Here is an 11,478-nt window from a genome sequence, read left to right on the forward strand (position 1 = left end):
GCTCAGCAACGTTTGCTAGCAGGTATGTTCAGCTTAGACAACTTCCTCGATATCCTGCAAAACTTCATCATTTATGAAACTGATGATGGGAAAATCATCAAGAAAGTGGCTCGCTATCAGCAATACCGAGCGGTGAATAAAGTCATCGAACGATTGAAGGGAGGCAAAGATCGCAAAGCCCTTTCTCGTAAAGAAAGAAGTGGTGTGGTTTGGCATACCCAAGGCAGTGGTAAATCACTCACTATGGTTATGCTTGCCGTTAAGATGCGCCGTGACCCAGAATTACAGCAGTACAAATTGGTGTTTATTACCGATAGAACACAACTGGATGAGCAGCTTTCCAACACCTTCCGAGATGCCCAAGGTGAAACCGTTTATAACGCGGGCTCTGTGGCTGAGCTAAAAGAACTCTTAAAGAAAGACAGCTCTGATCTTGTGACTGCGATGGTGCAAAAGTTCTCCGATCTTGAAAGAGAGCAAGAGAAACAATCGTCTATAGCGGAAGGCTTTGTAGACTTAAACCCGAGTGAGAAAATAATCGTTCTTGCTGATGAAGCTCATCGCACACAATTTGGTGGGTTAGCCATGACCATCAATGCAGCGCTACCGAACGCGCCTAAAGTGGGCTTTACGGGGACACCTTTGCTTAAAACGCAAAAGATGGGTCAAGCGTTTGGTGGCTATATTGATGAATACAAAATCAATGAAGCAGTCGAAGATGGTGCAACAGTACGCTTGCTGTATGAAGGTCGAGAAGTGCAATCAGAAGTGGCGGGAGAGTCACTTGATAAACTGTTTGAAGAGTATTTTGGTGAATACACCGAAGACGAACAGCGAGAAATAAAGAAAAAGTACGGGGTAGAGCGTGCAGTACGTGAAGCGCCGGCTCGTATTCGCTGGGTATGTTTAGATCTGCTTAAACACTATAAAGAACACATTCGCCCAGATGGTTTTAAAGCGATGATAGTCGTGGGTAGCCGTCATGCTGCCGCTATTTTTAAAAAGACGCTTGATGAGCTGGGTGCGCCTCCTTCTGAGGTGATTATCTCAGGTGATCATAATGATAAACAATATATCGCCCAGCACACCGACAAAGTGCATCAGAAAAAGGTGATCGCTAACTTCAAAAAACCTTTTGGTATCGATAACGCGGGAACCGAAGAGAAGAACAAAAAGTTTGATAACACGGCGTTTCTTATTGTGAAAGATATGCTGTTAACGGGTTTTGATGCCCCAATTGCTCAAGTCATGTATATCGACCGTAAACTGCAAGACCACACACTGATGCAAGCCATTGCCCGTGTGAACCGTACCTACAAGGGTAAGAACTGTGGTTATGTCGTTGACTACTTTGGGCTGGCGACTCACTTAACAGAAGCACTAGAGCTGTTTAGTAGCGAAGATGTAGAAGGCACATACCAAAGCCTGAAAGATGAGATCCCTAAGCTAAAAGCGAAACACACGAGAGCAATGTCGTTCTTTAATAATGTTAAGAGTGACGATATTGATGATTACGTGTTAGCGCTAAAAGATGAAACGACTCGTGCGCAGTTCGACCTTGCTTTTAAGTTGTTCGCCAAACAACTCAACGTGATTTTGCCTGACGCCAGTGCCGCCCCCTTCATTCCTGATATGAAGTTACTGGGCAAAGTTCACAACGCATCAAAAACGCTGTATCGAGACGCGGGTTTAGATATGCGTGAAATTGGTGAAAAGGTTCGCCAGTTGGTGGATGAGCACATTCTTAGTACAGGGGTAGATCCGAAAATCCCCCCTGTAGATTTACTCGCGGCGAACTTCAAAGAGACGATAAAACCAACCAAGTCGGACGAATCGAAAGCGTCGGAGATTGAGAGTGCAATTAAGCATCACATTACCATTAATCTCGATGAAGACCCTGAATATTACCGTTCGTTGAGTTTACGCCTGCGTGATGTCATTGAAAAAACAGCAGGTCAATGGTCACTTCAGTTAGAGCTACTACTAGAAATGACTGACGATATTGGCAATGCCCACCAGCAAGCGGCACAAGATGTGGGCTTATCGGAAACGGAATTTGCTTTCTACAATATTCTTATCTCAGAAGTAACGCATGCCAGTGATGGCGATGTGATTGATGAATTGCTTCATGAATCAATAAAGCAGACAACTCAAACCTTAGTCGCGATGCTAGACGAAGCAACAGAGATTATTGATTTCTTTGCTAAGCAAGATGAAGTTAAGCGCATGAAGAAAGAGATTAAGCGTGCTGTACTCGATCAGCCATTCGGTGATAAAGCGTTAGTGAGTGCACTACAAGAACGCTTTATGGATCTCGCTAAGCATAAGTTTGGTAATAAGTGAGTAAGCCCTAATCTATGAGTAAGAAAAAGCTATGAGCAAGCATGAGCCTGAGCTTATCCATACTGAAGGCTACAGTGTGCTGGTGGAGCGTACCTCTCGCAGAAAGACCGCTTCAATTAAAGTTGATGAAGGGGAAGTGATCATCGTTGTCCCTAAGCTGCTGGAGCGTGACAAAATAGATAAGCTTTTAGCGAGTAAACATCAGTGGATAGTCGAAAAGATAGCGCAATACCAAACCACCAGCCCTGCGACAATGCGAGAGTATGTGTCAGGTGAGTCATTGCCATACTTAGGGCGGAATTATCGCTTAAAAGTGCTTAAAGGCGACTTAGCGCCTACAAAACTGCTTAATGGGCGTATTACGGTCACCGTTCCTGACCCATCCACACAAACGCACTATATTCGCCGAGCTTTAACTAATTGGTATAAGCGTCATGCTGATAAGAAGATTCGAGAGAAGGTAAGTCGATATGAATCGCTGGTGGGCGTTGAAACGGGAGTTGTTCGTACTAAAGACTTTAAGAGTAGATGGGGCAGTTGTACCCCTTATGGTGATTTAGAATTTAATTGGGTGATTGTTATGGCTCCCAACCGTGTGGTTGATTACGTAGTGGTGCATGAGCTTTGTCATCTAATCCATCATGATCACTCTCCCCAGTTCTGGAAAGAAGTTGAACGAGTCATGCCCGATTACCAAGAGCACAAAGACTGGCTTAGAGAGTTCGGGCACGGGTTGAGTGTGTAGTGGCTTAGTTTTGAACTGGTAGTTTAATTTCTGAGTGATTTATCTATCAATCAGATGGAATATTAGTTTATGTTCATGAAGTTGGGTTTATCAAAGCTTTCTTGATGATTGCAACCTTTCAGCATTTTGTAAATATCATTCAAAAAGTCACTAAGAGCTTGTCGATCACTGTACTGACGGCTTAGCTCTTTAGCTTCGGTAGGAAGGCGCTCGTATGCTTGTTCAAGCTCTGCAAATATATGAGGTATTTCACCATCATAGAGTTTGAGTTTAGAGACGCATTTTCCGTGAACTGAGTTGAAGTTAGCCTTGCAAGAAATCGCAACAAGGCAAAGTTCTATGTGTTTCTTCAACTTAGCAGTCTGCTCTTTAGCCATTCTTTCAATGATAATGCAACATGAGCGTGCCATGAATTGACAGGATGTGTTGCCACTAAGCCGATATTCCCTTTTATAGTGCAAGTAAATTTTTGTTATCTCGCTTGTTAGCTCTAGTACTTCTTCATTGAGTAATGTTCTCATTTTGGTCTTTCCTGTTTTTAAGCTTTGTGGCACGCGCGGAGTTTCTACGCTTGGTTTAAAAATTTTTGAAGAACTCATCGATGTCTTCAAATCTAATTGATGGCTCTCTTTGACTTACTGGATTCACTGAAGCTAAGAACATAAAGCAATAAGTATCAGACCTGTCTGGTGATTTGATATTGTATTTATCCCTCATCTCTTTTTTAGATACCGCTACCCATTGACCTGATTCATTCAGATGAACAGGCAGCCGACTAATTTGTTCTTTAGTTTTCTCAGTTGAGTCAATACGCATACGACTTGTTTTAATGGCATTACGCATCATGATGTGGCTAAAGGCTCTTTTATTAATAAAGCGGCTTTTTTGTGATGAAGAGAAAACTGGTTGTCCCCACCGTATCTCTTGAATGTTTAACCCAATTTGACGGGCTGTCTTTACTGTTGAGAAGCCCACACCATCACCATCTATTAGGATTGATATATTTTCATTTAGATACGGTTCAACCGCTTTTTGTATTTCATACGCAAAATCAATCGGGTCAATGTCTGAACGCATTTCTAATATTTGGTGACTTAATACTTTTCGTTCTTCTGGTGAGTCTAGGGTTACTTTACATATATTAATTATGGACTTATCTCTGCCATTGCCGACATCACAAGCGGCAACCCAGCCCCATTCGCCATGTTCTAGGTTCAACGTTAATCGAGCAGAATGCTCACAATCACTACGACTGAGTAAAAAACCGTCCGCATTATTGGGAAACTGACCTAATACTTTTATTTGATACTCAGGAGAGTCTTCACCGCCATAAGATATGAGTTTTTCGCCAATGAATTCAGGTGTCACGAGCGGTGAATCTTCTGAACTCAGAGTGAGTGCCGTCCATATGCCGTGGGGATTGGTTTGGTTTCTTGCCAAACGATGATGGGTGTCGTAAAAGAACCCAGAGCTGCGTGTTGGTTGGCTTAGAAGGCACATATTGTTATGTTTCTCTGTTAAAGCAGAGCTAAGAATTTGCAATGCTTTGTCTGATAATCCACTAGCTTCATCGACAACAACAAGGTAGGTATGACAGTGCTCTCCTGCTAATGCTTCTTCGTTTCCCTGTCTTGCTGATTTAGCTATACAACTCCAAACACCTTTATAGCCAACCGCATAGAATTCACGCTCGTTCAATTCGAAGTACTGTTTTATCCAAGGCAGTGTGTAGCAAATTTCGCTGAAGTTGATTTTTATGTATTTCCAAATTACATTTCGAACTTGCGCCGAATTATTTGCTACGACAACGACTCTGCTTTCAGGGTTCAAAATAAGGAATGCGAGTATCATGATACTAGTCATGTCCGATTTTCCCGTCCCATGACCGCTCGATACTGATACGCGTGCGCCTTTAACTTGAATCGCCTCAATAATTAGACGCTGTTGCCACGTGGGCTTTTTATTTGCTATTACAGCTGCAAATTCAATCCAATCATGCTGAAATTTTTTTAAGAGCTCGATATATCTGGGTTCGTGATAAATAGTCTTGATCTTTTTAGCCATCATTATTTCCTTCTGATGGTTCGAAGATCTCTCTATTTATCTGTTGCTTAATGTCGTGAACCTCCTTTTGACGTATTTGTTTATTTTTAGCTTCTTTTTTTGTTGCTTCCCAATACTCACACAATTGTTGTTGCAGGTCGGTGCGACTAAATAGTTCATCTTCAACTTCTGAATCACAACTACGTAATTCAACATCAATCATCTTCTGGACATATGCTGGAGGCTCACCGAGTTGCTGAGTTTCAAACTGATAAGCCACTTCTGATGGAAGGCATACACCGTCTTTAAGTTTTTTCAACCAACGCTTGCGAGCAGCTAGTTCTTTATGGTTTAAAGAGTTGTGCTGAGCCGCACTGTTCTTCAACAGTTTTTGGATCTGAGGAACTAGTTTTGATGACCTGTCTGCACATGAGAGCAGTACAGAGAGGGCTGTAGCTTCCTCTCCTTGGAGTAACAGCGTTTGTGTTAACTGACTCCCTAGAGTGTGAATGTTCGTTAACTGGCCTTTTAAAATGCCAACTTCAAAGCCTAAATCATTATCTAGAATAGCCTCTAAAATACTGTCACTAATGTCATGTGAGTAACCGCCGTGAATTAATGCTGCTTTGTTATTTTTCTTAAATGTTGCTCGTGATGTTATAGGGTCTAAGGTGTAATCGATGTCTTTTCGTGCTTTTTGTCTCTTCATATTAATCTCTTAACGACACCTCGGATTATAAGGTAACCTGCTAGTACTAAATGCTTTGGTATGACTGCCAAAATTCGCTTTGGAATTCACCTTAGCTAGGTAACTTAGTCTTAACCTTGCAGCCCTTAACTCGTGTTGTTTACCTTCTCTATAGATACGGTAAATTCTGTTTCTTACATTAAAGCTAAAATTTAATGGATTTATCTGCTCCCAGACTTCTTTGCAAAGCTGGTCGATGCCACGACTGCTTTGGCAAAGATGACCGCTTAGCATTATCGCAAGGTGATAGTGTTGAGATTGAGCGTACAATTGCTCTCTTACCCAAACGTAACCAAATTTGCATGAGTAAATCTTTGACAGTTGTAGTTGGAACTTTTTAATAAATAAAGCCATCTGCTTGTTGTCATCGGTAAACTCCTTTTGATGGATCTGGAGAAAGACAACACTGACTTTTGAGTAATAGCTGATCATGGTATCCAGTTGGCTAAAGCTTCGAAGTAATATCTTTTTAATCACTCCACCTCTTGGATGAAAGATCAGTTGTTCTTCACCGTAATAGTTCAGATAAGCAAGATGCTTTTTTGATTCATGGAGTGCAATCTGATACATACAATATATATAACCTGCAAAGCCATCCTGACTGATGCTGTACTTATTACTTGGTAGTCAATGAGTTAGTTGGGCTAGTGGAAATGAACAAAGATGAGCTTTTACTTCAATCTCGGTCATTTCCGGTCAGCCTACCCCTGCTTAATCATGATTGATTTTCGGCTATCCAAGCTTCAATAGAGCTTTGTAACCATCCTCTAATCCGTCCTGTTGGTGATAACAGCGGTGTTGGTAGTTGATTATTTTTATTCATGCGATAGATGGTTGATTCACTCACATCCAGTTTTTTCGCTAAGCTTTGTTTATTGATGATTTTTATGCCACCAGCCTTTGTTATAGCTCGGGCGTAATCAAAGCCATTTGTTTTCATAGGTAATTACTCAAGTGAAATCGATAACTGATTTATGCTGTTTAAGCTACTTCTCTAGATTGAATCCAATCATTTATTTCTGAAAGCAACCACCCAACAGAGTTGCCATTAGGAGTGAGTTTTCTACGTTTAGGGAAATGACCAAGCTTTTCTAGTTCCCAGGTACGAACACGTGAAATTCCTGTAAGTTCTTTGCGCTCAGCTTCGCGAACAATGCGGTCAAGTTGGGTAGTAGTGGATGCGGATTGTTGGATCATAAGTGCCTCGTGTTTGCTGTGTATGAGGCTATCTTGTTGTGTTCGAGGTGATTTGAGAATCCCCCCTGCATAGCACAGGGAGGAAAGTGGAGTTAAGGGGTTGAAGTGTTTGATTATTTTGCGAGAAGTTTATTGATAACATCGCTTGAGAATTTCTTTAGGAGTTGTTTTTCTAATGTAGCCAAGCTAACTTTAGGTGGGTTATTTTCGGGGTATTTGCTATCTAATTCTGATAGCCAGTTATAAATAGTTTTATGCTTTGGCGGTGAGGACTTATATGGACCTAAACTCTCGAGTATCGACTGGTCAATGTTTGAGTAAATATTGATAAAGTGGTGATTTATGGCTTCAGATAGAGTTACTTTAGAAATGTATTTAGGTAATGAAAAAATGATAGACTCCTTAGCGATAGCTAAGATAACTTTCTTCATTTGAGCTGACTTTTGAGATTTCCCTTTTCCTCCTTTTTTGGGGGTTTCAATACGTGCTTCATATCCGGAGTTTGCATGGCGTTCGGTATTTACTTTCATATCGTGAGCTCCAGCTTGATAGCCCGCTATAAAATTCATGGCTGCAATTTCATAGAAAAAACTCAAATCAACAGGCTGTTCCGTTTGAACATCTTCTACAAACTTATTCAGTTTTAGGTTTAGGTCTTCAAGTTGGGCTTTAAGTGCTCCAAGCTGTGTTTTTGTTCCATTAGAAAGTGTTAATGGCTGACCATGCTTCTCAACTTTACCAACTCTCCCTTCTATCAACCTTAATAGTTCTTGTCCGGAATACTTACTAGTAAGTGCTTTCAATAGAAGGTTGTCGTTGTCTTCTGGCATGCGCATATTAAGGTTCTGTATTTTTTCTGGCAAAAGCTCTGGCAAAAGTGTGAGTTTTAATTCAATGACTTGTGCTTTGGCTTCTTTATCTTTCATGCTGTTATCTTATGAAGTTGTGTGATGTTAGATGAGATTGCTAGCCCCCAATGCCCTTTCGAGGCTTCTTGAACATGTTCACTCCACCAATTCATTAAAGAACGTCTACGTTCTAGGTAATCAGAGCGGTTATACGCTCTGCGTACTTCGTTCTTATCGATGTGAGATAACGCAGCTTCAATCACATCAGGATCAAATCCTTGTTCATTGAGTGCGGTACTAGCAATTGCTCTTAGTCCGTGAGATACGAGTCGACCATTGAATCCCATTCGTTTTAAAGCCGCATTTGCGGTTTGTTCATTTACGTGGTGGTTAGGTTTTCTGTCAGAAGGAAAAACATACACGCCATGACCACTTATTGGACGCATAATATCCAGCAATGATAGTGTTTGAGGTGTTAGTGGGATTGAGTGTTCAATTCGATTTTTCATTCGATTTGCAGGAATTACCCAGAGTGAACGATTGAGGTCAATTTCTTTCCAAGTAGCACCAGCGGCTTCATTTGGCCTTGTCATTGTATGAAGTTGCCACTCAATAAGAGTTCTTGTTGTTAACTTAATGCTAGCGGTAGAGAGAGTTTTCATTAACTCAGGAAGCTCTTCTGGCTTGAGCGTTGGCATGTGCTTTTTCTTAGGTGGTTTGAAAGCGGAATGAATTTTGGCAAGAGGGTTACTTTCTATTACTCCAGTGTTTACAGCATAGGTCATAACTTCATTAAGCCGTTGGCAGAGTCTCTTGACTGTTTCTAAACTACCTTTAGCTGCTATTGGTTTGAGGACATCAATAGCTGTCGTTGCTTTTATCACGCTGATTGGGTGATTACCAAGAGAAGGGAATATATGTAGCTCAAGTGAACGCCAAATATCGCTTGCGTGATCTTCACTAATGCTAGACTTTTTAACAGGAAACCAGTTTTGAGCAACAAGCTTAAGAGTTGTATTTTCTTCGGCCTCGCGTTTCTTTACGACATCATCTCTGTATTCTTTTGGGTCTACGTCTTGAGCTAGAAGAGCTCTAGCTTCATCTCGCTTACGTCTAGCGTCAGCTAAAGATATATCAGGGTAGTTACCAAGAGTAAGATTTGTACGTTTCCCTGAAAATGGTCGCTGGTATTTATATAGCCATACTTTTGCGCCAGAAAGGCGGACACTGAGAAGTAGGCCATCACCATCGGAAAGGGTGTACTCCTTTTCTTTTGGCTTAGCCTGCTTTACTTGAGTACTGGAAAGCGGTTTTACTATACGAGGCATATAATGTTCCATGTTTGGATTACAACGTTTGTACCAAGCTTTTGTACCAATTTAACGTTTGGTACAACGCTTAGTACTAAAACTTCCGAATCTGTCAAAACAGCATCGAACATTATAGACACAAAAAAGCCCCCGAAGCTATATGCTGCGGGGGCTTTAAGAACGCTCTAGAACGTCTTCGTATACGAATTTGGTGGAGCTGGCGGGAGTTGAACCCGCGTCCAGAAACTATTCATCATTGGTACTACATGCTTAGTCGATCTTTAATTTCACCAGTAACCTGCGAACCGACACGCTAGTTAAAGGCTAACCTGAATTGTAATTCGCGCTTTTCCTCTCAGGTGGGAGAAGCCACGCTAGCTAGTTTGGGTTTGATCTCTTATTGGTCCCCGTCTTACGAGCGGAAGCTAGGGTAAGAGAGCTCTGAGCAGGTTATTAAGCTGCTAGTGCGTAGTTTTCGTCGTTTGCGACTATTTTTTTGCGGCTTTTTACGTGGCCAACCGCCCCACGGCATGCACCTCAGACTTCAAAATTCCTGTCGAATCCTAAATCAGCCCCAAGTGTTATTTGCATAGTACCAGAAAAGCATAACCTGTCTAGCACTGTGCGTTTAAGTGCTCATTATTAACGCAAATTACTCTTCATAATTCGTGCTTTATCGCGAGCCCAGTCTTTTTCTTTCATATCAGTACGTTTATCGTGCAGCTTTTTACCTTTCGCTACGCCAATTTTTATCTTGGCCCATGAACGTGACCAATATAGGGCTGTTGCCACTAACGTCATGCCTTCACGGTTGATACGACCAATAAGGTTATCGAGTTCTTTACGTTTTAAGAGAAGTTTACGAACACGTGTAGGGTTTGCAACTGTGTGAGTACACGCTTGAGTCAGCGGAGTAATCGTCATACCACTAATGAATGCTTCACCATCACGAATGAATACATAACTTTCAGCAATATTAGTTTTGCCTTCACGTAGAGATTTTACTTCCCAGCCTTGTAGCTCAAGCCCCGATTCGATCTCATCGTCGATGAAATATTCGTGGCGAGCTTTCTTATTAAGCGCAATGGTATTGCTACCAGCTTTGGATTTTGATTTATTCTTTGCCATAATGGCCTCATTATACGGATTGCACCTCTAATGGGGAATCCTTTTGTTTGCGCTCTAGCTCAATAGAATTAGAATTGTTGACAGCTTTAATGTAACGCTGTCTTTCACAGGAGTCTATATGCCAAAGGTTACTCGTTCAGCATTGGTATCATTTAGTGCTGATCAAATGTTTAATTTGGTCAATGATGTTGCTCGTTATCCCGAATTTTTACCAGGTTGCTCTGGTTCAAGGGTTATCGAGTCATCGGATAACGCGATGATAGCATCGGTTGATGTGTCAAAAGCAGGCATAAGTAAAACATTTACAACCTCTAATAACCTGACTCAAGGCAGCCAAATTATGATGGAGCTGGTGGATGGTCCTTTTAAAAAGCTACAAGGTGGCTGGCACTTCACGCCGTTAGACGAGCAGGCTTGTAAGGTTGAATTAAAGTTAGAGTTTGAGTTTTCTAGCCGTATGATTGAAATGGCTTTTGGGAAAATCTTCAATGAGCTTACAGGTAATATGGTGAATGCTTTCACTCAACGAGCTAAACAGGTTTATTAATCGATGAGCATTGAATCCGATATGATCCATGTTGAGGTAGTGTATGCCTTACCTGATGAACAACGCGTCTTTACTTTGGTTGTAAACAAAAGCACTCAAGTAGAGGGCATTATTGTTCAATCAGGGATCCTAGAGCTTTACCCCGAAATTGACTTAACGAAAAATAAAGTTGGAGTGTTTAGCCGCAATGTGAAGCTGGATGCAACAGTTAGAGACAAAGACCGAATCGAAATTTATAGGCCACTTTTAGCTGACCCTAAAGAAATTCGCCGTAAGAGAGCTGAACAAGCAAAAGCGGAAGCGAAGAAAAAAGCCTAACTTAGATGCTTGGCTTTTCAATATAGAAGCTCGGTTTGCCTATTATTGGTTTGTTACATAAAGGAAAGGCTCGCAATTGCGAGCCTTTCTGGTATTTGGGAGGTGCTGTTCGCTTTAACGCAAGCTTTCAAAAAACTCGTCGCTTGAATCGAAGTCACCATTAACTGTAACCAACGTGCCTAATGCGTCGAAGTTAACGACCAGGTTTTTCTGGATGGAGTCGTCATGGCCTTTGGTGTGATGGTAAATAT

13 protein-coding genes, 1 other RNA gene and 1 pseudogene are annotated in these 11,478 nt (G+C 41.5%); 4 read left to right on the forward strand and 11 right to left on the reverse strand.

Annotation, left to right across the window (positions count from 1 at the left end; all coding sequences use genetic code 11):
- A partial coding sequence (locus L4C33_RS15025) for a type I restriction endonuclease subunit R (RefSeq protein WP_428813233.1) occupies nucleotides 1–2,343 on the forward strand: 2,343 nt, incomplete at its 5' end.
- Between the two features lie 31 nt (nucleotides 2,344–2,374).
- Entirely contained in the window at nucleotides 2,375–3,088 is a 714-nt protein-coding gene (locus tag L4C33_RS15030) for a M48 family metallopeptidase (RefSeq protein ID WP_428813234.1), read from the forward strand.
- Between the two features lie 62 nt (nucleotides 3,089–3,150).
- Here the strand turns inward: L4C33_RS15030 and L4C33_RS15035 are convergent, their stop codons facing one another.
- The 10 genes from L4C33_RS15035 to smpB all read right to left on the reverse strand — a co-directional run bounded on the left by L4C33_RS15035 (nucleotide 3,151) and on the right by smpB (nucleotide 10,362).
- A complete protein-coding gene (locus L4C33_RS15035; RefSeq protein ID WP_428813235.1) occupies nucleotides 3,151–3,609 on the reverse strand; it encodes a hypothetical protein in 459 nt (152 codons plus the stop codon).
- 55 nt (nucleotides 3,610–3,664) lie between these two features.
- Nucleotides 3,665–5,155: a terminase gene (locus L4C33_RS15040; protein WP_428813236.1), complete on the reverse strand. Its 1,491-nt coding sequence runs from the start codon at nucleotides 5,153–5,155 to the stop codon at nucleotides 3,665–3,667.
- The gene (locus L4C33_RS15045; protein WP_428813237.1) at nucleotides 5,145–5,840 is read right to left on the reverse strand and encodes a hypothetical protein; all 696 of its coding nucleotides are present in this window, start codon (nucleotides 5,838–5,840) and stop codon (nucleotides 5,145–5,147) included. Before L4C33_RS15045 ends, L4C33_RS15040 begins: the two co-directional genes overlap by 11 nt.
- Before the next feature lie 9 nt (nucleotides 5,841–5,849).
- Nucleotides 5,850–6,449: a YagK/YfjJ domain-containing protein gene (locus L4C33_RS15050; protein ID WP_428813238.1), complete on the reverse strand. Its 600-nt coding sequence runs from the start codon at nucleotides 6,447–6,449 to the stop codon at nucleotides 5,850–5,852.
- A gap of 145 nt (nucleotides 6,450–6,594) precedes the next feature.
- On the reverse strand, nucleotides 6,595–6,819 hold the full coding sequence (locus L4C33_RS15055; RefSeq protein WP_428813239.1) for a helix-turn-helix transcriptional regulator: 225 nt from the start codon (nucleotides 6,817–6,819) through the stop codon (nucleotides 6,595–6,597).
- Between the two features lie 41 nt (nucleotides 6,820–6,860).
- Nucleotides 6,861–7,076: a helix-turn-helix transcriptional regulator gene (locus tag L4C33_RS15060; RefSeq protein ID WP_428813240.1), complete on the reverse strand. Its 216-nt coding sequence runs from the start codon at nucleotides 7,074–7,076 to the stop codon at nucleotides 6,861–6,863.
- A 113-nt stretch (nucleotides 7,077–7,189) separates the two neighbouring features.
- Nucleotides 7,190–8,002 carry a hypothetical protein gene (locus tag L4C33_RS15065; RefSeq protein ID WP_428813241.1) on the reverse strand — a complete coding sequence of 271 codons (813 nt, stop codon included), beginning with the start codon at nucleotides 8,000–8,002 and terminating at the stop codon, nucleotides 7,190–7,192.
- Nucleotides 7,999–9,252: an integrase domain-containing protein gene (locus L4C33_RS15070; protein WP_428813242.1), complete on the reverse strand. Its 1,254-nt coding sequence runs from the start codon at nucleotides 9,250–9,252 to the stop codon at nucleotides 7,999–8,001. Before L4C33_RS15070 ends, L4C33_RS15065 begins: the two co-directional genes overlap by 4 nt.
- A gap of 191 nt (nucleotides 9,253–9,443) precedes the next feature.
- Nucleotides 9,444–9,810, reverse strand: a transfer-messenger RNA (tmRNA) gene (gene ssrA, locus L4C33_RS15075).
- A gap of 66 nt (nucleotides 9,811–9,876) precedes the next feature.
- On the reverse strand, nucleotides 9,877–10,362 hold the full coding sequence (gene smpB / locus L4C33_RS15080; RefSeq protein WP_428813243.1) for an SsrA-binding protein SmpB: 486 nt from the start codon (nucleotides 10,360–10,362) through the stop codon (nucleotides 9,877–9,879).
- Between the two features lie 118 nt (nucleotides 10,363–10,480).
- On the opposite strand from smpB, the gene L4C33_RS15085 reads away from it, so the two are divergent.
- Both L4C33_RS15085 and L4C33_RS15090 read left to right on the forward strand, forming a co-directional pair.
- Nucleotides 10,481–10,909, forward strand: a complete 429-nt coding sequence (locus L4C33_RS15085) for an SRPBCC family protein (protein ID WP_428813244.1) — start codon at nucleotides 10,481–10,483, stop codon at nucleotides 10,907–10,909.
- 3 nt (nucleotides 10,910–10,912) lie between these two features.
- Complete coding sequence (locus tag L4C33_RS15090) at nucleotides 10,913–11,227, forward strand: RnfH family protein (protein WP_428813245.1); 315 nt, start codon at nucleotides 10,913–10,915, stop codon at nucleotides 11,225–11,227.
- Nucleotides 11,228–11,341: 114 nt separating this feature from the next.
- Here the strand turns inward: L4C33_RS15090 and L4C33_RS15095 are convergent.
- A pseudogene (locus tag L4C33_RS15095) lies at nucleotides 11,342–11,478 on the reverse strand (outer membrane protein assembly factor BamE); the annotation flags it as partial.

Origin of the sequence: Vibrio makurazakiensis, assembly GCF_050337375.1 — a bacterium.
GTDB classification, from domain to species: domain Bacteria; phylum Pseudomonadota; class Gammaproteobacteria; order Enterobacterales; family Vibrionaceae; genus Vibrio; species Vibrio makurazakiensis.